Origin of the sequence: Lutibacter citreus, assembly GCF_003260195.1 — a bacterium.
Lineage (GTDB): Bacteria > Bacteroidota > Bacteroidia > Flavobacteriales > Flavobacteriaceae > Lutibacter > Lutibacter citreus.
The window spans coordinates 230,893-252,021 of record NZ_QEIH01000007.1 but is presented as its reverse complement, the minus strand read 5'-3'; the positions used below and the strand labels follow the sequence as shown (position 1 = coordinate 252,021).

Here is a 21,129-nt window from a genome sequence, read left to right as displayed (position 1 = left end):
CTTACCAGTTACTCAATTTCATTATTTAAATGTTTTATAACAATATACTTTTAAGTATTAATTGTTAAAACATTCAACTATGAAAACCTATTTGCCATTATTGTTATCGTTATTTATTGCATTTCAAGTAAATGCTCAAAAGAAAGTTATTACAGGGGTTATTTCTGAAGATTCAAATCCGTTACCGGGTGCTTCCGTTATTATTAAAGGAACAATGGAAGGAACTTTAACCGATTTTGATGGAAGGTATTCTTTAGAAGCTTCAAAAGGAGACACTCTAGTTTATTCATGTTTAGGATTTAAAATTGTTGAAATAAAAGTTGAAAATAGCACTGAAATTAATGTGAAAATGACGGTTGATTCTGCACTTTTAGAAGAAGTTGTTGTAATTGGTTATGGAACAAGTAAAAAAAGAAGTCTTACAGGTGCTGTTAGAGGTGTTAGAATAAGAGGAATGTCGTCAATAAGAAAATCTTATAGAAATAAAAAAGTGCAGAATTATGAAAATACAGTTTCTTCAAATGAATCTTATAAAAAAATTAATGAAAATGTATTTAAGAACTCTAAATTAAATCCGCTTTCAACATTTTCTATAGATGTGGATAAGGCTTCTTATACAAACGTTAGAAGAATAATAAATAATGGGCAAAAGGTACCAAAGGATGCCGTTAAAATTGAAGAGTTTATTAATTATTTTAAGTATAATTATCCTCAGCCAAATAGTAAACACCCATTTTCAATAAACACAGAAGTTGCTCAAACTCCTTGGAATAAAACTACTAAAATTGTTAAAATTGGTTTGCAAGGTAAAGAACTAGATAAAGAAAATATACCTAATTCTAATTTTGTATTCTTATTAGATGTTTCTGGTTCAATGTATAATTCCAATAAACTTCCTTTATTAAAATCAGCGTTTAAAATATTAGTAAATCAATTACGTGAAACTGATAAGGTTTCTATTGTAGTATATGCAGGAGCAGCAGGTGTTGTTTTAAAACCAACTTCTGGAGCTAACAAAGAAAAAATTATAGCAGCTTTAAATAAATTAGAGTCTGGCGGTTCTACTGCAGGTGGGCAAGGAATTAAGCTAGCTTATAAATTAGCTGAAAAGAATTTTATTAAAGGTGGTAATAACAGAATTATTTTGGCAACTGATGGAGATTTTAATGTAGGAGCGTCAAGCGATTCTGAAATGGAAAATTTAATTGTTGAAAAGAGAAAATCAGGAGTGTTTTTAACTGTTTTAGGTTTTGGGTATGGAAATTTAAAAGATGCTAAATTAGAAACTTTAGCAAATAAAGGAAATGGGAATTATGGGTATATAGATACTATGCAAGAAGCCAACAAAATTTTTGGTGAAGAGTTTGCAGGTACAATGTATACCATTGCAAAAGATGTGAAGATTCAAGTTGAATTTAATCCTAAAAAAGTTCAGGCTTATAGATTAATTGGTTACGAAAACAGATTGTTAAATGCAGAAGATTTTAAAGATGATAAAAAAGATGCTGGTGAATTAGGTAGTGGCCACACAGTAACTGCTTTGTATGAAATTATTCCGGTTGGTATAAAAAGTGATTATTTAAAAGGTGTTGACAAGTTAAAATATACCAAGGCATTAAATAATAATTATACAGATGAATTATTTACTGTGAAATTTAGATATAAAAAACCAGATGGAAATAAAAGTATTGAGTTAGTTAAAGTTGTAAAAGATTCTAATGGTACTTTTGAGCAAGCATCAACAGATTTTAAATTTTCTTCAGCTGTAGCTTTATTTGGTATGAACTTAACAAAATCTAAATTTACAAATAAAGCAAAGTTTAATAAAGTTATTGAGCTAGCAAAAGCAGGTAGAGGAAATGATGAAAGAGGTTACAGAGCCGAGTTTATTAGATTAGTAGAATCAATATAAATAAAAAAAGGCAGTAATTTAATTACTGCCTTTTTCATTAAAACACTAAATATATTTACTAAATATTTTTATAAGTACAAGTGACTTAATAACTATTAATCCTGTAAAGAACCAAATAGGAGTTTTTGTGGTTTCTTTCAATTCAAAATAAGCTAACTTAATAGCTACAGGCATATCTTTTAAATTGTATTTATGTTTACATTTATTACATTCTGAAATTCCTGATTTTCCTCCAGATATAAAAGGAACATGAAATAAATGCTTGTAAAACCCAAGAATTGAAACTTTTGTTGATTTTTGGGTATTACATTCTGGGCAAGTGATATTTTTTGAAGTCTCACTCTTTAAAATTGTTGATTTTTTTCCTGCTAAAAACATAATTATGCTTCCATTGAATGATATACGTTTTGCACATCATCTTCTTCTTCAAGCCGCTCCAATAATTTATCTACATCAGCTTGCTCTTCTTCATTTAAAGTAGTTGTAGTTGTAGGAATACGTTCAAAACCAGAAGAAAGAATTTCTAAGTTATTTTCTTCTAAATATTTTTGAATTGCACCAAATTGTTCAAACGGAGCGTAAATTAATATACCATCTTCATCTTCAAAAACTTCTTCAACTTCAAAATCTATCAATTCTAATTCAAACTCTTCAAGATCCATTTTTAAATCTTCGGTTTTAATTCTAAAATTACAAGTATGGTCAAACATAAAAACAACCGATCCAGATGTTCCCATATTACCATCACATTTACTAAAAGCCGCTCTTACATTTGCAACAGTTCTATTGTTGTTATCTGTTGCAGTTTCAACAACTACAGCAATTCCGTGTGGTGCGTAACCTTCAAATAAAACTTCTTTATAATCGGCAGTATCTTTATCACTTGCTTTTTTAATTGCACGTTCTACATTTTCTTTCGGCATATTCGCCGCTTTTGCATTTTGAATAACAGCTCTTAAACGTGCGTTAGTTTCAGGGCTAGGACCACCTTCTTTAACAGCCATTACAATATCCTTACCAATACGTGTAAAGGTTTTTGCCATTGCAGACCAACGTTTCATTTTTCTAGCTTTTCTAAATTCAAATGCTCTTCCCATGTTTATGTTTTATTTAAGTGATGCAAATGTAGAAATAACAAAGTGTTTTTACAATTAGATTACAGTTAAAATATTTAAGTCTAGGAGTAACTAGACAATTTGAATAAGAAAAAAACATTTGTGTGCTATTTTTAACTATAAGTACTTTAAATAAAATTAAGAAAACAATATGTTAGCTGTATATTTGGAAAGGTATTAATGATAATTAAAAAGAATTAAATGAATTATTCAAAACTTATAACAATACTAGTTTTTGTGTTGCTTATTTCTGAAGTTAATGCTCAGAAAGCAATTGATGTTTTAGTATTTTCTAAAACAAGTGGTTGGCGACATAAATCTATTGAAACAGGTCAGGAACAGATAAAAAAATGGGGCGCCAAAGAAAATTGGAAAGTTAGATTAACTGAAAAAACAGCTGATATTTCAAATGCAAATTTAAAAGATGTTGAAGTTTTAATCTTTTTAAATACAACTCTTGAAGTTTTAGATAAAGATTCAAGAGAGGCATTAAAAAAATACATAAATAATGGTGGAGGTTTTGTGGGAATTCATTCTGCAACAGATACAGAATATAATTGGCCTTGGTACCACCAAATGATAGGCGCTCAGTTTATAAATCATCCAAAAACGCAAACAGCAACTATGGATGTTAACCATACTTGTAATCATCCTTCAATAAAACATTTTGAAGATACTTTTACGGTAAAAGATGAATGGTACAATTTTAAAGATGAAGTTTTACCAAGAGTAAATGTGTTGTTAACTTTAGATGAAAGTTCATACGAAGGAAAGCAAATGGAGAAAAATCATCCTATTGCTTGGTATCAATACTATGAAGGAGGAAGAATCTTTTATACAGGAATGGGGCATACTAAAGAAATTTTTTTCAACCCTGTTTATATAAAACATGTAGTTGCAGGAGTAAATTGGGCAGCAAGTAGAACTAACGTTGAAATGAATAAAGATTGGGAAGATCTTTTAGATACAAGTCTTTCTAAATGGGATAAATTTATGGGAGTTCCTCATATTTCAGTTGATTTAGATGGGATTGAAAAAAGTAAAGATGGTAAAACTGGCACTCCACTTGGAGTTAATAACGATCCTAAAAATGTATTTTCAACAATTAAAGAAAATGGAGAAACAGTACTTCATATAACTGGTGAAATTTATGGAGGTTTAACATCAAAAGAAGAATATAGTAATTATCATTTTAAAGCACAGTTTAAATGGGGCGAAAAAAAATGGGCTCCACGTTTAAGCAGTAAACGAGATAACGGGATTCTATACCATTGTAATGGACCTCATGGTGCATTTTGGAATGTTTGGATGAGTAGTTTAGAATGTCAAATTCAAGAAGGAGATTGTGGGGATTTTATTGCGTTAAACGATGTTTATGGAGATGTTACAGTTGATAAATTATTAAGAGAAAATGGAAAGCCTTATTTTGTTTACAATCCAAAAGGGAAGTTAACACCATTAAAATGGGCAGAAGGATTTGAGGATGGGCAAGCTTCAAAAAGTAAGTTATATGAAAATCCAAATGGAGAGTGGAATACTATTGAAATTATTTGTGTTGGAAGAACTAGTATGCATGTTGTAAACGGACATGTTGTAAATGTTATTAAAAATGCTAGATATGATATTGGAGGAAAAACAACTCCAATTGAAAGTGGAAAAATTCAAATTCAATCTGAAGCTGCTGAAAGTTATTATAAAAACATTCAAATTAAACCAATAAATAAATTTCCTAGAAAATATAAAAAACAAGCAAAATTATAACATATGAAGTATTTATTAATTTTAGTAACATTACTAATAGTTTCTTGTTCACCAAAGCAACAAGAAGAAGCACAACAAGCACAAACACAAGAATTGCAAGAAGGAACTTTTCCTTATGAGTTTCCAAATGAAAAGCCGAACATTAAAACAAGTGCGGCTATGGAACGTAATTATACGCAATATATGGCTCCTCGTCCGCAAGATAATGAGTTGTATTCTCAATTTAAATATACTGAATTAAAAGGGTTAGATTATAACAATCATGATGGTACAATTACACGTAGAGATCCTTCAAAAGTAATTTTTGAAAATGGTAAATATTATGTTTGGTACACGCATAGAGAAACTCCAACACCACCTCAAGGTGCAGAAAAATGTACAGACGTAATTCCTTCAAGCGATTGGGATTTATGTGATATTTTTTATGCAACCAGTGAAGATGGTTTTACTTGGGAAGAACAAGGAGTTGCTGTACCAAGACCAGAAAAACCAAATGTAGGTTGGAGATCAGTTGCTACTACAGATATTTTAAAGTGGAAAGGGAAATACTATTTGTATTACCAAGGGTTTATGGAAGCTAGCGGAAAACGTGGTGATGATTGCCCTGTTGCTGTTTCTTATGCTGATTCACCTGATGGACCTTGGACACCTTATAATAAAATTGTAATTCCAAATGGAGCAGAAGGAGAGTGGGATCAATTTTCAATTCACGATCCATATCCAATGGTTTATAAGGGGAAAATTTACTTGTATTATAAGTCAGATTCTAATGGACAGCCTAATTTAATTAGAATGCAAGGATTAGCAACTGCTGATAACCCATTAGGACCGTTTACAAAACATCCTCAAAATCCAGTTATTAGTTCAGGTCATGAGACTACATTATTTCCTTTTAAAGAAGGAATTGCAGCATTGGTTATTAGAGATGGTAACGAACATAATACAGTTCAATATTCAAAAGATGGTGTAAACTTTAACATCGCTTCAATTACAGCAGATATGCCAAATGCAGGAGGACCTTTTATTCCAGATGCATTTACAGATACTAAATATGGAAAAGGTATTACTTGGGGGATTTCACATTTTACGGCAGTAAATGGATGGACTACGAATCACGCAGTTTTAGCACGTTTTGACTGTGATTTAAGTTTAGATGTTAATGATCCTGATATGAAAAAAACACATGTATACCATAGACCAGAATATTACTATAAATTGGGATTAAATGGTAAACAGAAAAAAAGAATTGGTGAAGAAAATAAAGCGTTAAAAAACAAGTAAAATGTATAAAAAGCTAATAACACTTTTAGTTGTTTCTTTAATGACTTCAGTTTTGAGAGCAGATCCACCAGATCCACCAGTAGGTAAAAGATGGGTGTTAAATGCAAAATTTTCTGATGAATTTAATGGAAACAAATTAGATGCTACAAAATGGTATGATTACCACCCAAACTGGAGTGGTAGAGAACCGGGAGTATTTTTACCTTCTCAAGTAAAAGTAGGGAATGGGTACATGTCTATTACTGGAAAAAAATTGGAGAAAGATTCTATTCAATTAAAAAAGGATGGAACAAAAAGAATTTATAACATTGCTGGTGGCGCAGTAGTTTCTAAAACTACAGATGCTTATTTTGGGTATTACGAGTGTAAATTCAAGGCTGCTAAAACCACGATGTCTACAACCTTTTGGATGTCAACAAGAGGAAGTTCAGAAGGACCAGCAGATTGTGATAATGATAAATATGGGTTAGAATTAGATTTTCAAGAATGTATTGGGAGAGAAGGAGATTTTGAGGGTAAATATTTTGCCAAAGGAATGAACTCTAATTCTCATTATTGGTATACAGACTGTGAAGGTGAAGGACATGATTATCGTGCGCCACAATCTAAAATTGAAACTGAAACAATGCCTTCAGAAGATTTTTATACTTATGGTGGTTGGTGGCACAATGAAAGTAAGGTGAGCTATTATTTAGATGATAGAAAGGTTAAAACTGTTAATTTTTACGATGCCATTACTAAAAAACCATTTAATAAAACAATGGGATTAAATATGGTTTCTGAAACGTATCCTTTTCCTTGGATTAAATTACCAAATGATGAAGAATTGGCTGATCCAACAAAAAATACATGTTATTACGATTGGGTGAGAGTTTACAATTTAATTGATATTGACGAGAAAGTTTCAAAAAACGGAACAGAAGATTTAAAAATTTTCAATGATAAAATTAATTTCAATAATAAACCAGCTGAAATTACTTCAGAAAAAAATATAGATTTAAGCTACTCATATATGTCTAATGTAGATAGAGAAGTTTCAATTAAGGTGTTTAAAAATAAAAAGTCAGTGCTTCAAGCAAAACATACTGCTTATGCTGGGTTTGGAAATAAAGATTTTCAATTAAAGTTGAATAACAAATTAAAAAATAACGAAACTTATGTTGTTCGAATTTATGTTAGACAACCAAACGAGAAAAAAGCGATTGTAACAGATGAATTTAAATTTGTTTACAAGAATTAAATATTAAGGATAAATAGAATAAAATGAATAAAATAAGTTACAAAATTTTAGTATTTCTAATTGTTTGTGGAGTAAGTCAACTAAAAATGAATGCGCAAGAAGTAGATTTTTCTTTTCAAGATTCTTCACTTTCAATAGAAAAACGAGTAGATATTTTAGTGTCTCAAATGACATTAGAAGAAAAAGTGGGTCAGTTAGTAAATTCTGCACCAGCAATAGACCGTTTAAATGTTCCAGATTACGATTGGTGGAACGAAGCTTTACACGGTATTGCTCGTAATGGAAAAGCAACAATTTTTCCTCAAGGTATTGGATTAGGTGCAACCTTTGATCCTGAATTGGCAAAACGTGTAGCATCAGCAATTTCTGATGAGGCAAGAGCTAAATATGCAGTTTCACAAAGTATGGGAAACCATAGTAAATATGCAGGTTTAACTTTTTGGACTCCAAACGTAAATATCTTTAGAGATCCACGTTGGGGAAGAGGTCAAGAAACGTATGGTGAAGATCCTTTTTTAATGTCTAAAATGGGTGTGGCTTTTGTAAGTGGTTTACAAGGTGATAATCCTAATTATTTAAAAACAGCGGCTTGCGCAAAGCATTTTGCTGTTCATTCAGGACCTGAAAGTATTAGACACACGTTTAATGCTGAGCCTAATAAACAAGATTTATATGAAACTTATTTCCCTGCATTTGAAGCGTTAGTAAAAGAAGGTAAAGTTGAAGGTGTAATGGCTGCATATAATGCAGTTTACGGAAAACCAGCAGCTGCAAGTCCATATTTGTTAAAAGAAGTTTTAAGAGATACTTGGGGGTTTGATGGTTATATAACTTCAGATTGTGGTGCAATAGGTGGTATTACATATAAAATGAAATACGTGAAGACTCCGGTTGAGGCAGCAGCAATTGCTTTAAAAGCAGGAACAAACTTAAATTGTGGTAATACATATAAACACGTAACGGAGGCTTTAGAAAAAGGTTTAATTACAGAAGAACTTATAAATAATAGAACAAAGCAATTATTTAAAACACGCTTTAGATTAGGAATGTTTGATAAAGACAATAAGAATCCTTATTTAAAATTAGGTGTTGAAGAAATTCATAGTGATGAGCATATTCAATTAGCATTAGAAACTGCTGAAAAATCTATAGTATTATTAAAAAACAAGAATAACTTATTGCCTTTACCTAAAGATATTAAAATTCCTTATTTAACAGGTCCTTTTGCAAATTCAGCAGATATGTTAATGGGAAGTTATTATGGTGTGAGCTCAAATATGGTTACTATTTTAGAAGGTGTGGCTGATGTTGTTTCATTAGGAACGTCATTAAATTATAGAAGTGGAGCATTACCATTTCATAAAAATATAAACCCGAAAAATTATGCACCAATTGTTGCTGGAGATTCTGATGTAACTATTTGTGTGGTTGGTTTAACTGCCGATAGAGAAGGTGAAGAAGTTGATGCAATTGCCTCTCAAGATATAGGGGATAAGGTAGATTTAAAATTACCTGAAAATCAAATTCATTATATAAAAGAATTAGCAAAAAATAAAAAAGGACCAATAGTTTTAGTAGTGGCAAGTGGAAGCCCAATTTCTTTAGTAGATGTTGAAGATGATTGCGATGCAATTTTACAAATTTGGTACCCTGGAGAGCAAGGTGGTGCAGCTGTTGCAAATGTTTTATTTGGAAATGTTTCTCCATCAGGACATTTACCAATTACATTTCCAAAAAGTATAGCTCAACTTCCTGCCTATGACGATTATTCTATGCAAGGAAGAACGTATAAGTATATGAAAGAAGAGCCAATGTTTCCATTTGGGTTTGGTTTAACATATTCAACAACTGAATTTAAAAACATTACTTTAAATAAAGAAAAACTAAAAAGTAAAGATGAATTAAATGTTCAAGTTGAGGTAACAAATACAGGTAATTTTGATATTGATGAAGTAGCCCAATTATATATCAGTCCTTTAGTAAATACTGATAATTTACCTTTAACTAGTTTAAAAGGTTTTAAACGTATTTCACTTAAAAAAGGTGAAACAAAAACTGTTGAATTTAAGGTTTTAGCTAATGAGTTAAAAGTTATTAATTCAGAAGGAGAAAAAGTTTGGAGAAAAGGTGATTACAAAGTTATTGTAGGTAATTCTTCACCTTCAGCATTGAGTGAAAGATTAGGTGCTGCGACTCCTCAATCAGAAAATTTTAGATTGAGATAAGTTAAAATATAAAAAGAGTTTGTCTTAAAAGTATAATTTATGTCAACCTGAACCTGTTTCGGGTTCTCATAACAACCAGCAGTCAACTGGAGGAGATTCTGATATAAATTTAGGATGACGGTTTTCCTCTCTTTTAAGATAAATTAGATATTATTAAGAATTTTCTTATAAAAAAACTCCCAACTGAAAAGTTGGGAGTTTTTTATTTTGTAAGTTATTTAAACTTGTATTATTCCAAGATTAAATTGTTTTTCAATAGGAGCGTGGTTTGCAGCCTTAATACCCATACTAATCCATTTTCTAGTATCTAAAGGATCAATTACTCCATCTGTCCATAAACGAGCAGCTGCGTAATAAGGAGAGGTTTGATCATCATATTTTTTCTGAATAGAAGCTAAAATCTCTTGTTCCTTTTCTTCAGTAATTTCTTCACCTTTCTTTTTTAATGAAGCTTTTTCAATTTGTAATAAAACCTTTGCAGCTTGTGCACCACCCATAACAGCAAGTCTAGCGGATGGCCAGGCAACAATTAATCTAGGATCATAAGCTTTTCCACACATGGCATAATTTCCTGCTCCATATGAGTTCCCCATAATAATAGTAAATTTAGGAACCACAGAATTACTCACTGCATTTACCATTTTGGCTCCATCTTTTATAATTCCACCGTGTTCACTTTTGCTTCCAACCATAAAACCAGTAACATCTTGTAAAAACACTAAAGGAATTTTTTTCTGATTACAATTAGCTATAAAACGTGTTGCTTTATCAGCAGAATCAGAATATATTACCCCTCCAAATTGCATTTCTTTTTTACCGTTTTTTACAACTTTACGTTGGTTTGCAACTATACCAACAGCCCAACCATTAATACGAGCATACCCACAAATTATAGTTTTACCGTAGTCTTTTTTGTATTCTTCAATTTCAGAATTGTCAACAATACGTTTAATTATTTCTCTTGTTTCATATTGATCTGTTCTTGTTTTTGGTAAAATTCCAAATATTTCATTTGGATCTTCTGTCGGTTTTTTAGATTTAATACGGTTATAACCAGCTTTATCAAAATCACCTATTTTATCTACTATGTTTCTAATTTTGTCTAATGCATCTTTATCGTCACTAGCTTTATAATCAGTAACACCACTAATTTCGCAATGAGTAGTAGCTCCACCAAGAGTTTCATTATCAATACTTTCACCAATGGCGGCTTTTACAAGATAACTTCCTGCTAAAAAAATACTAGCAGTTTTGTCAACAATCATTGCTTCATCGCTCATTATAGGTAAATAAGCTCCACCGGCAACACAACTTCCCATAACCGCAGAAATTTGTGTAATTCCCATACTACTCATAACTGCATTATTTCTAAAAATTCTTCCAAAATGCTCTTTATCTGGGAAAATTTCATCTTGCATAGGCAGGTAAACACCAGCACTATCTACCAAATATATTATAGGTAATTTATTCTCTATAGAAATTTCTTGTGCTCTTAAATTCTTTTTTCCTGTAATTGGAAACCAAGCACCAGCTTTTACTGTTGCATCATTTGCAACAACTATGCATTGTTTACTTTTAATATACCCAATTTTTACAACAACACCACCAGAAGGACAACCACCATGCTCTTTATACATTTCATCACCAACCAAGGCTCCAATTTCAATAGAATCACTGTCTTTATCAAAAAGATAATCAATACGTTCTCTCGCAGTTAATTTACCTTTTGCCTTGTGTTTTTCAATTCTAACATCTCCACCACCTTTGTAAACTTTTAGAAGTTTCTTTTTTAATTCTTTGAGTTGAAGTTTGTTATAGTCTTCGTTTTTATTGAAGTTGATATCCATACCGTAATAGCTATTTATAGTGCTAAAGTACAAAATGAATGTTAAATATTGTTAAAAATATACCACAACAATAAATACCCGGGTAATTAAAATTAATTATTGTATGTTTGCAGTGAATTTAAATTATAAAAAATGAAAACTAAAAAAATTATTTATTGGGTAAGTACAGGTTTATTAAGTGCATTGTTACTAATGTCTGCAGGAATGTATGTTTTTAATAATGAACAAGTAGCAGGAATGTTTACTAACTTTGGTTATCCAACATATATTATTTATCCATTGGCAGCTCTTAAAATTGCAGCCGTAATTGTGTTGTTAACACTAAAAAGATCAAATATTAAAGAATGGGCATATTCAGCATTATTTTTTGAATTTATTTTGGCATTTTTTGCACATGTTATGATTGGTGATGGTGAGCAAACTGCGGCAATAATTGCAATGGTTCTTTTATTAACTTCTTATTTCTTCGGGAAAAAAGTATTCAATTCTTAATTCTTTATAAAATGAAAAATATAATTACAATTGGTGGTAGTACAAGTAAAAAATCTATTAATAAAGTTTTAGCTGAATATTCTGGTGAATTACTTTCTAATGTTGAATTAACTAAAATAGATTTGAACGATTATGAAATGCCTTTATTTTCTGTTGATGTTGAAGCCGAAAATGGATTTCCAAAAAAAGCGCAAGAATTAAATAATCTTATTGAAGGGGCTGATGGTTTTATAATTTCTTTAGCAGAACATAATGGAGCATATTCAGCAGCTTTTAAAAATGCTTATGATTGGTTATCTAGAATAAACGGAAAAGTGTGGAGAGATAAACCTATGTTGTTAATGGCAACTTCTCCTGGTGCACGAGGAGGACAAACGGTTTTAGAAATAGCGTTAGGAAGGTTTCCTTATATGGGTGGGAATATTATAGGTAGCTTATCCGTTCCTTCGTTTTTTGATAATTTTAAAGAAGGAGAATTAGTAGATGTTGATTTAAAAGAAAATCTTTTAAAATTAGTTGAAGATTTTGATAAAGCGTTATAGTTATGGCAGAATTCTCTAAAGAAATAAATTCTGAATTTAAAAATGAGCATATTAAAGCATTTTTAAATTTAAAATTTACTGCAAATTATTTTGAGAATATAGAAAATATGATGTTTAAGCCTTTTAAAATATCATCGCAGCAATATAATATTTTGCGAATTTTAAGAGGCGCTAAAAAAGCCATTACAGTAAAAACTGTTAAAGAGAGAATGGTTCAAAAATCTCCTAATGCCACACGTTTAATGGATAAGTTATGTGATAAGGGATTAATAGTACGTACTAGATGTGAAAATGATAGGCGGGTTGTTTATGTACAAATTAATGAAAAAGGCTTGGAATTACTTAATAAAATTAAGGTAGATAATTTTAATGGTAATTTCAGTAATTTATCAGATGAGGAAGCTAAACTATTAAATAATTTATTAGATAAATTTAGGAATAATGAGAACAAAAATATTTAGAGCAAGTAATAGAGGAACAGCTAACCACGGTTGGCTAAAAGCAAATTACTCATTTAGTTTTGCAAATTATTACAATCCTGAACAATTAAATTATGGTGTTCTACGGGTTTTAAATGATGATTTTATTGATGGAGGAATGGGGTTTGGAACGCACCCGCACGATAACATGGAAATTATAACAATTCCATTAAAAGGAACAATGAAACATAGAGATTCTATGTCTAATAAATGGATTCCATTAAACACAGGGGAAGTTCAAGTTATGTCTGCAGGTAAGGGGATTCAACATTCGGAAATGAATAATCATCCGAATGAAGAGGTAAATTTATTTCAAATTTGGATTGTACCTAATAAAACAAATGTAGAACCAAGATATGAACAAAAGGTATTTAAAGTTTCAGAAAGAAAAAATAAGTTGCAAACTTTAGTTTCATCAATAAATAATAAAGTAGAAGGCTCATTAACTATTCATCAAGATGCAATAATTTCTAGAATAGATTTAGATGAAAATACTAAATTTATATATCATTTAAATTCTGAAATTAATGGAGTTTATGTAATGTTAATTGAAGGCGAGATTAGTATTCAAAATGAAAAATTAACTAAAAGAGATGCTTTTGGTATTGACCAAACTAAAGATTTTGAAGTAATTTCAAAAGCAAAGTCTCAATTGTTATTTATTGAAATCCCAATGAATTTATAAAGTAATTAATTTGAAATAGGTAGTGTAAATGAGAAAATACTACCTTTTCCAATTTGGCTTTTAATATAAAATTTACCTCCTTGTTTTTCAGAAAAATCTTTACATAATAAAAGCCCTAATCCAGACCCCCTTTCATTTTCAGTACCTGGTGTAGATTGAGTTTTACTGATATTAAATAGTTTTTTAAATTTTTCATCTGGGACTCCTATTCCAGTATCAGAAATATTAATTTTTAAATATTTCTCACCATTCTCAAATGTTGTTTCAGAAGAAATAGTTACAGAACCATTTCGGTTTGTAAATTTAATAGCATTAGAAATTAAATTACGGATAATAATTGCTGTTAAATCGGGATCTGCATTTACTTTAATTTTAGGGTCAATTATATTTGAAAAATTAATATCCTTTAAATCTGCTTGAATTTTTAATAGTGAAAAAAGTTCTTGATTTTTGTCATATATGCTGAAAGAAACTTTTTTAGCTGTAATAATACCTGTTTGTGACAATGACCATTTTAATAAATTTTCGAGAAGGTTAAATAGTTGATTTGATGATTTTTGAATAGTTTGAAGTAATGTTTTTTGTTTTTCAACATTAAATGTATCAAAACGTTCAAGTAAAAGGTCTATAAATGCTTTTTGGGTACCTGCAGGATTTTTTAAATCGTGTGCAATTATACTGAAAAATTGATCTTTCATTGCATTTAATTTTTTCAGTTCATCTTCCTTTCTTTTTTCTTCAGTAATATCAAAAGCATTTAATATTACGGTTTCATTAGATTTAAACGTTATTCTAGCAGAAAACCATTTTATTTTATCGTTTATAGTTAGTGGATATTCAATAATAACTAGTTTTTTAGTACTTAAGCATTGCTGAATAGCATTAAGTAACATTGTTGCTTTTTCAGGTTGAAAAATATCTTTTATGTTTTTACCAATTAAATCTTTTTCTGGTTTATATAATAAATTTATGTTATTGTAATTTATTTTTAAATAGTCTCCTTTTGAATTAAATTCAACTATTAAACTATCTAAAGAATTAAATATGGCTTTTAATTCTTTTTCATTTTGTTTAATTCTTAAAAAAGATCGAACAATAACCCAAATTAATAAACTAATAATAAATGAGCTAAATAATAAAATTATAAGCAGAGTTTTATCTTGATCTAAATAGGAACCCCATCCATGGTTAGGGATCGCCGCCATAACCCAATTCCCAATAGGTAAGTTTACATCAATTAAAACAGGGTTTTTATCAAAAATTTTAGGGTCTCCCCAAAATGTTTCACTATTATCACCAGTTCCGTTATAACCTTTTAATGCAAATTTAAAACCGTTTTCATGTTCAGAAAGTTTAGCTTCTTTAAATAAACTATTTACTTTAATAACAATATCAGTTATTCCCCAAAATTGATTTGGGTTTATTTCTTTTTTATTAAAAATAGGAGTGTAGCTAATAAAAGCATTTCCACCTTCTACTAATTCTAAAGGACCGGCTACAAAAGTAAGTGTTGTTTTTATGGTTTTCTCAACAATGTCTTTTCGTTCTGCATGCTCCAATAAATTTAATCCAATTGCTGATTCATGTTCTTCTAATGGGTAAATGGCATTAATAATACAATTTTTAGACAAAGCCATTGAACTGATTACGGTGTCATTTTTAACATATTCTTTTGCTAATTGGTAAAATTCTTCATTTGTTATTTTAGGGTTTAATCCAACATAAGCAGCAACACCACGAGTATAATAAATTCGAGAGTATAAAGCTTTTTCTAAATTGGATTTTTTACTAGTCATCATGTCCAATAAATTGGAACGCTCGTCTTTTTCCCATTGACCTTTGGTAAACCTATTATAGTTTAAAGCAGCTATAAATAAAACTGTAAAAACAATAAAGGCGTAAATTATAGGTAATCGTTTATTTAAAACCAATTTTTGGGGTGATGACATAAATCATTTTTGGCAAATTTAATAAAAATAATATGGAGAATAAGATCTTGGTTTTTTTTAGAGAAACGGTAATTATAAATGAATCTAAAGGTTTGATATATAGAATTTAGTAATGCTTTTAAAGATTTAATTACTGCATTAATATTAATTGTATAGTTAATTCTTGATTACTATATACTTACTTAAAGTTTAGCGTTTTCGGGTTAGAATTTTCTTTATTTATAATATTTTAGTCAATAAAGTGTTAGTTAAATAAAAGGAATTATTGTTATATTTAATACGCTCTTTATTAAAAGTGCGTTTTTTATGGTTCTAAATTAAAATTTACGATATTTGCGTTCTACAAATTTCTTTTATAGAAAACTAACCGTAACAAATTTAAAGAATATGAATAAAAATACAGTATTAGCTTGGGCAACTGCAATTATGATAATAGTTGGATTGGCATTAATTGCACTTGGCGCTTTTAGATATGATGATGTTGCTGGATGGGGATTTGCTTCCGTTGGAATTGGTTTTTTTGCAATTGCGTGGGTATTTAATGCGTTAAAAGGTAGAGTTTAAAATAATTAAGTAAACTTCAAAATTTGAAGTATATTCAGAAATATTATATAGAAAATGGCAGACGATAAGAAAATAATTTTTTCGATGTCCGGGTTAAGTAAATCTTATCAAGGGGCAAATAAACAAGTATTAAAAGATATCTATTTAAGCTTTTTTTATGGAGCAAAAATTGGTATTCTAGGTTTGAATGGATCAGGTAAATCTACTTTATTAAAAATTATAGCAGGTTTAGAAAAAAATTATCAAGGAGATGTAGTTTTTGCGCCAGGTTATTCAGTAGGTTTTTTATCACAAGAACCTAAATTAGACGATGATAAAACAGTATTGGATATTGTTAAAGAAGGTGTTTCTGAAACTATAGCTATTTTAGATGAATACAATAAAATAAACGACATGTTCGGTTTAGAAGAGGTGTATTCGGATGCTGATAAAATGGAAAAGTTAATGGCACAACAAGCAGAACTTCAAGATAAGATTGATGCTTCTAACGCTTGGGAAATTGATACCAAATTGGAAATTGCAATGGATGCCTTGCGAACTCCAGAAGGTGATACACCAATTAAAAATTTATCAGGAGGGGAACGTAGAAGAGTTGCTTTATGTAGGTTGCTATTACAAGAGCCAGATGTATTATTATTAGATGAGCCAACTAACCATTTAGATGCTGAATCTGTACATTGGTTAGAACACCATTTACAACAATATAAAGGAACTGTAATTGCAGTAACGCACGATAGATATTTCTTAGATAATGTTGCGGGTTGGATTTTAGAATTAGATAGAGGAGAAGGAATTCCTTGGAAAGGAAATTATTCATCTTGGTTAGATCAAAAATCACAACGTTTAGCGCAAGAATCTAAAACGGCATCAAAACGTCAAAAAACATTAGAACGTGAGTTAGAATGGGTTCGTCAAGGAGCTAAAGGACGTCAAACTAAACAAAAAGCTCGTTTGAAGAATTATGATAAATTAATGAGCCAAGATCAAAAGCAATTAGATGAAAAATTAGAAATATACATTCCAAACGGACCACGTTTAGGAACTAATGTAATTGAAGCTTCTGGCGTATCAAAGGCATTTGGTGATAAATTATTATATGAAAATTTAAATTTTGATTTACCACAAGCAGGAATTGTAGGGATTATTGGTCCAAATGGAGCTGGTAAAACCACAATTTTTAAAATGATAATGGGCGAAGAAACTCCAGACAAAGGAGAATTTAAAGTTGGGGATACAGCCAAAATTGCCTATGTAGATCAAAGTCATTCAAATATTGATCCTGAAAAAACAATTTGGCAAAACTTTTCAGATGAACAAGAATTGATTACTATGGGAGGTAAGCAAGTAAATTCAAGAGCTTATTTAAGTCGTTTTAATTTCTCTGGTAGTGAGCAAAATAAAAAAGTAAGTACTTTATCTGGAGGTGAACGTAATAGATTGCATTTAGCTATGACTTTACGTGAAGAGGGAAATGTTTTATTACTTGATGAGCCAACCAATGATTTAGATGTTAATACTTTAAGAGCTTTAGAGGAAGGTTTAGAAAACTTTGCAGGTTGTGCCGTGGTAATTAGTCACGACCGTTGGTTTTTAGATAGAATTTGTACTCATATTTTAGCTTTTGAAGGAGATTCTCAAATTTATTTCTTTGAAGGTTCATTCTCTGATTATGAGGAGAATAAGAAAAAACGATTAGGAGGTGACTTGATTCCAAAAAGAATTAAATATAAGAAATTGATTAGATAAATTAGTTGTTTCTTATTTTATACTATAAACTCTCAGTTTTTCTGGGAGTTTTTTTATATCCAATAACAATCTAAATAATCAGTTAGCATATGAAATAATAAGCCAATAGCTATTATTCTTGTTTTGCTAGGGATAAGAAGAATAAAATAGACTCCAATAGCGGTATAAGAGTGGAGTGGATGATAATTTATGCTACACCTTTCAGGATCAAAAATAGGAGTTGCAATTAAATGGTCCAAATCAACAAACATTGTTAGAATAAATATTACCCAAACTTTTTTCCAGTTTTGTTTAAAAAATAAATAAGCAATAATTCCCGGAACTAAAAAATGCATTCCGTAATGTGTAATAAACCGAATGAATTCCAACTCTAAAATGTGATTTTTTGAGATTCTAAATAATTTAGAGCATTAGGGCCTTCCATAAAAAGTAAATCTAAAATACTTAAATTAGATATAAAGCCTTTTTTTTGTTCAAATACTTGAATATAACGTTGAAAATTGTAACTCTTTTCACCTTTGGCAATAGCCAATTTTCTTAAATCTGTAATTTCAGTTTCTATTTGATACTCTTTTGTTTTTAAATAAGGAATATGAAGCTGTAAAGCATCCATAATTATTGAATGAGATAATAGGTTTAAATCTAATAAAAAACTATGTTGTTTATTAAAAATAGGTAATAAGTCATCAATATAAAATTCAAAAAAAGGAGAAGAACTATAGGCGGTTTTTAAGGTTTTTAGATGTAATTTATTCCAATCATCTTTATAATCAATTTTAACGTCTTTTGTTTGTTGTTTTATACCTTTATTATGTTGTACAGGAACATTGAGTAAATGTTTACCATTTGCAGTATAAATATAACAACGATTGCGGTAAGTTTGTTTTTGAAAATTATCTTCAACTTCAAAAATTACCTTACCAGAATTTGATATTGCTACATACTGACTAATTGGTGAAAAATAAGTAGGCTGGAGCAATATCATATCAATTAATTAGCTTTTAAATATTAAGAATATTAATATTTTATTCTTCTTTAGTTTTACGTTTTCTATATGAACTATAACCAAACCAAAGAACTAAAGCACCTAAGAAATAGTATAAATAGGACACTGGTTTACCATCTCCATGAACGGTAGTGAAAACTCTTTCCCATCTAATTTTATTGGCAATTCCTTCTCCGTTGGTGTCCCAACTAAACCAAATAAATACGGGTTTTCCTACTACGTGATCAAAAGGTACATAACCCCAATAACGAGCATCTTCAGAATTATGACGGTTATCTCCCATCATCCAGTAATAGTTTTGCTTAAATGTATAGGTTGTAGCTAATTTTCCATTAATAAAAATTTCATTTCCATTTACAGTTAAATCATTGTGTTCATATACTTCAATAATTCTTTTATAAAAAGGAAGGGACTCAGAGTTTAACTCAACTGTTTTTCCTTCTTCAGGAATATAGATTGGACCATAATTATCTTCAGACCATGGATAGCGTTCATCGTGAGGGAATACACGAGAATTGTATTTTCCTGCAGGATTAATTTGTTTGGTTATTTTTTTGATTAAAGGGTTGTTTTTTAGCTTAGCGGCATTTTCATCTGTTAAATTTAGGATGTAATAATCACCAAGGTTTCTTCCTTCAGTTACGTTATATCTCTTTAAAGTAGCACTGCTTAATTGTTGACCGTTGGTTTCAACTTTATGCATGTACTGTGGTTTAGCTCTGTCTGGTAAAACAGTTCTTTTACCGTTAATATAAATGTATCCATCTTTAATTTCTAATGAGTCACCAGCAATACCAACACAACGTTTTACATAGTTAGATTTTTTATCAATAGGTTTATCTATATGTATTTTTGATGTATCAAAGAATCTTTGTACCGTATCAACTGGCCAACTAAATACAACAATTTCATTTCTTTTTATATCTTGAAATCCAGGAAGTCTAAAATAAGGAAGTTGTGGTTTATTTAAATAAGATTTAGTACCAAAAAAAGGTAATGAATCATGAACCATTGGAGCGGCAATAGTTGTCATTGGAGTTCTTGCTCCATAATGAAATTTACTTACAAATAGGAAATCCCCAATTAATAATGATTTTTCTAATGATGAAGTTGGAATTGTATAAGGTTGCATTATATAAGTATGAACCAATGTTGCTGCAACAACAGCAAATACAATTGAACTTACCCATTCTCCTAACTCGGTTCTAGATTTTAAACTTCTATCTTCAACATATTTTACATCTTCAAAATAATTTAAGTAAAAGTTGTATAATCCTAATGATAGTACTGCTAAAAATGAATCTAAAGTTGAGTATTTTCCAAAACTTCTTACAGTTTCAATCCAAATAACAGGAAACATTAATAAATTAATAATAGGGATAAATAACAAAATAACCCACCAAGAAGGTCTTTTAATTATTTTCATTAAGACAATTGCATTGTAAATTGGCACTATTGCTTCCCAAGGTTTTCTACCTGCTTTAACATATAATTTCCAAGTTCCTAAAAAATGGATAACTTGAATAATTAAAAAAAAGATAAACCATTCAATCATTGTCATAATAAATATATTTTAATTTTATTTTAAACCTAAAACGTCTTTCATTGAAAAAACACCTTGTTTGTCACATAACCATTCAGAAGCAATTACAGCTCCTAAAGCAAAACCTTGTCTGTTATGAGCGGTATGTTTAATATCAATTGTATCAACTTCTGAAGTATATTCAACAGAATGAGTTCCTGGAACATCAGGAATTCTTTTCGCTATTATTGGTATAACATCTTTGTCATTTGTTACATTTAAAGCCCAATCTTTTTTTGAAGTATTATTAATAATGCCTTCAGCTAATGTGATTGCTGTTCCGCTTGGTGCATCTAATTTTTTTGTGTGATGAATTTCTTCCATTGAAATATTATACTGACCTAAATTTTTCATCATTTTAGCAAGTTGTTCATTCAATTCAAAAAAGATATTTACTCCTAAGCTAAAATTTGAAGCGTAAATAAATGCACCTTTATTTGAATTACATATTTCTATTGCTTCGTTATATTTATCTAACCAACCTGTAGTACCACAAACAACAGGAACATTATTTTTAAAGCAGTTGGTAATATTGTTAAAAGCAACTGAAGGGATACTAAAATCTATAGCAACATCAGCAGTTGAAATATCATAATCTTTTGTATTTTCATCTACTTTTAATACAATTTCATGTCCTCTCTGTAAAGCAATTTTTTCAATTGTTTTACCCATTCTTCCATAACCTAATAAAGCTATTTTCATT

General features: G+C 29.9%; 19 protein-coding genes. 11 read left to right on the top strand and 8 right to left on the bottom strand.

Annotated features, from left to right (window positions below):
• Nucleotides 1-79 precede the first annotated feature (79 nt).
• On the top strand, nucleotides 80-1,912 hold the full coding sequence (locus DAD81_RS15975; RefSeq protein WP_111709306.1) for a vWA domain-containing protein: 1,833 nt from the start codon (nucleotides 80-82) through the stop codon (nucleotides 1,910-1,912).
• 45 nt (nucleotides 1,913-1,957) lie between these two features.
• On the opposite strand, the gene DAD81_RS15970 is transcribed toward DAD81_RS15975, so the two are convergent.
• Together DAD81_RS15970 and DAD81_RS15965 are read right to left on the bottom strand one after the other, a co-directional pair.
• On the bottom strand, nucleotides 1,958-2,290 hold the full coding sequence (locus tag DAD81_RS15970) for a hypothetical protein (protein WP_111709305.1): 333 nt from the start codon (nucleotides 2,288-2,290) through the stop codon (nucleotides 1,958-1,960).
• A gap of 2 nt (nucleotides 2,291-2,292) precedes the next feature.
• Entirely contained in the window at nucleotides 2,293-3,009 is a 717-nt protein-coding gene (locus tag DAD81_RS15965) for a YebC/PmpR family DNA-binding transcriptional regulator (RefSeq protein ID WP_111709304.1), read from the bottom strand.
• Nucleotides 3,010-3,228: 219 nt separating this feature from the next.
• Here DAD81_RS15965 and DAD81_RS21040 point away from each other — a divergent pair, with 219 nt between their 5' ends.
• From DAD81_RS21040 to DAD81_RS15945, 4 genes are read left to right on the top strand one after another with little or no spacing between them, the layout of a single operon-like run.
• Nucleotides 3,229-4,788 (top strand): ThuA domain-containing protein, encoded by a 1,560-nt coding sequence (locus DAD81_RS21040; RefSeq protein ID WP_245949321.1) that lies wholly within the window; start codon nucleotides 3,229-3,231, stop codon nucleotides 4,786-4,788.
• 3 nt (nucleotides 4,789-4,791) lie between these two features.
• Nucleotides 4,792-6,069, top strand: a complete 1,278-nt coding sequence (locus tag DAD81_RS15955) for a glycoside hydrolase family 117 protein (protein ID WP_111709303.1) — start codon at nucleotides 4,792-4,794, stop codon at nucleotides 6,067-6,069.
• Nucleotide 6,070: 1 nt separating this feature from the next.
• Nucleotides 6,071-7,309 (top strand): LamG domain-containing protein, encoded by a 1,239-nt coding sequence (locus DAD81_RS15950; RefSeq protein WP_111709302.1) that lies wholly within the window; start codon nucleotides 6,071-6,073, stop codon nucleotides 7,307-7,309.
• A 23-nt stretch (nucleotides 7,310-7,332) separates the two neighbouring features.
• On the top strand, nucleotides 7,333-9,534 hold the full coding sequence (locus tag DAD81_RS15945; RefSeq protein ID WP_111709301.1) for a glycoside hydrolase family 3 N-terminal domain-containing protein: 2,202 nt from the start codon (nucleotides 7,333-7,335) through the stop codon (nucleotides 9,532-9,534).
• Between the two features lie 218 nt (nucleotides 9,535-9,752).
• Here the strand turns inward: DAD81_RS15945 and DAD81_RS15940 are convergent, their stop codons facing one another.
• Nucleotides 9,753-11,381 carry an acyl-CoA carboxylase subunit beta gene (locus DAD81_RS15940; RefSeq protein WP_111709300.1) on the bottom strand — a complete coding sequence of 543 codons (1,629 nt, stop codon included), beginning with the start codon at nucleotides 11,379-11,381 and terminating at the stop codon, nucleotides 9,753-9,755.
• 132 nt (nucleotides 11,382-11,513) lie between these two features.
• On the opposite strand from DAD81_RS15940, the gene DAD81_RS15935 reads away from it, so the two are divergent.
• From DAD81_RS15935 to DAD81_RS15920, 4 genes are read left to right on the top strand one after another with little or no spacing between them, the layout of a single operon-like run.
• Nucleotides 11,514-11,873: a DoxX family protein gene (locus tag DAD81_RS15935; protein WP_111709299.1), complete on the top strand. Its 360-nt coding sequence runs from the start codon at nucleotides 11,514-11,516 to the stop codon at nucleotides 11,871-11,873.
• 11 nt (nucleotides 11,874-11,884) lie between these two features.
• On the top strand, nucleotides 11,885-12,415 hold the full coding sequence (locus tag DAD81_RS15930; protein WP_111709298.1) for an NADPH-dependent FMN reductase: 531 nt from the start codon (nucleotides 11,885-11,887) through the stop codon (nucleotides 12,413-12,415).
• 2 nt (nucleotides 12,416-12,417) lie between these two features.
• Nucleotides 12,418-12,876, top strand: coding sequence for a MarR family winged helix-turn-helix transcriptional regulator (locus DAD81_RS15925; protein WP_111709297.1), 459 nt, complete (start codon nucleotides 12,418-12,420; stop codon nucleotides 12,874-12,876).
• Nucleotides 12,857-13,579, top strand: coding sequence for a pirin family protein (locus tag DAD81_RS15920; RefSeq protein ID WP_111709296.1), 723 nt, complete (start codon nucleotides 12,857-12,859; stop codon nucleotides 13,577-13,579). Before DAD81_RS15925 ends, DAD81_RS15920 begins: the two co-directional genes overlap by 20 nt.
• Before the next feature lie 5 nt (nucleotides 13,580-13,584).
• On the opposite strand, the gene DAD81_RS15915 is transcribed toward DAD81_RS15920, so the two are convergent.
• On the bottom strand, nucleotides 13,585-15,528 hold the full coding sequence (locus tag DAD81_RS15915; RefSeq protein ID WP_111709295.1) for a sensor histidine kinase: 1,944 nt from the start codon (nucleotides 15,526-15,528) through the stop codon (nucleotides 13,585-13,587).
• Between the two features lie 387 nt (nucleotides 15,529-15,915).
• Here DAD81_RS15915 and DAD81_RS20845 point away from each other — a divergent pair, with 387 nt between their 5' ends.
• Complete coding sequence (locus DAD81_RS20845; RefSeq protein WP_090123957.1) at nucleotides 15,916-16,092, top strand: CAL67264 family membrane protein; 177 nt, start codon at nucleotides 15,916-15,918, stop codon at nucleotides 16,090-16,092.
• Nucleotides 16,093-16,146: 54 nt separating this feature from the next.
• Nucleotides 16,147-17,838 (top strand): energy-dependent translational throttle protein EttA, encoded by a 1,692-nt coding sequence (gene ettA, locus DAD81_RS15910; RefSeq protein ID WP_111709294.1) that lies wholly within the window; start codon nucleotides 16,147-16,149, stop codon nucleotides 17,836-17,838.
• Between the two features lie 53 nt (nucleotides 17,839-17,891).
• Here the strand turns inward: ettA and DAD81_RS15905 are convergent, their stop codons facing one another.
• Genes DAD81_RS15905 through dapB form a run of 4 tightly spaced genes read right to left on the bottom strand, consistent with a single transcriptional unit; the run spans nucleotide 17,892 to nucleotide 21,128 of the window.
• Complete coding sequence (locus DAD81_RS15905; RefSeq protein WP_245949319.1) at nucleotides 17,892-18,206, bottom strand: DUF6122 family protein; 315 nt, start codon at nucleotides 18,204-18,206, stop codon at nucleotides 17,892-17,894.
• A 2-nt stretch (nucleotides 18,207-18,208) separates the two neighbouring features.
• Nucleotides 18,209-18,823: a WbqC family protein gene (locus tag DAD81_RS15900; protein ID WP_111709292.1), complete on the bottom strand. Its 615-nt coding sequence runs from the start codon at nucleotides 18,821-18,823 to the stop codon at nucleotides 18,209-18,211.
• A gap of 40 nt (nucleotides 18,824-18,863) precedes the next feature.
• Entirely contained in the window at nucleotides 18,864-20,405 is a 1,542-nt protein-coding gene (gene lepB / locus DAD81_RS15895) for a signal peptidase I (protein ID WP_111709291.1), read from the bottom strand.
• A gap of 18 nt (nucleotides 20,406-20,423) precedes the next feature.
• Nucleotides 20,424-21,128 carry a 4-hydroxy-tetrahydrodipicolinate reductase gene (gene dapB / locus DAD81_RS15890; RefSeq protein ID WP_111709290.1) on the bottom strand — a complete coding sequence of 235 codons (705 nt, stop codon included), beginning with the start codon at nucleotides 21,126-21,128 and terminating at the stop codon, nucleotides 20,424-20,426.
• Between the last annotated feature and the right edge of the window lies 1 nt (nucleotide 21,129).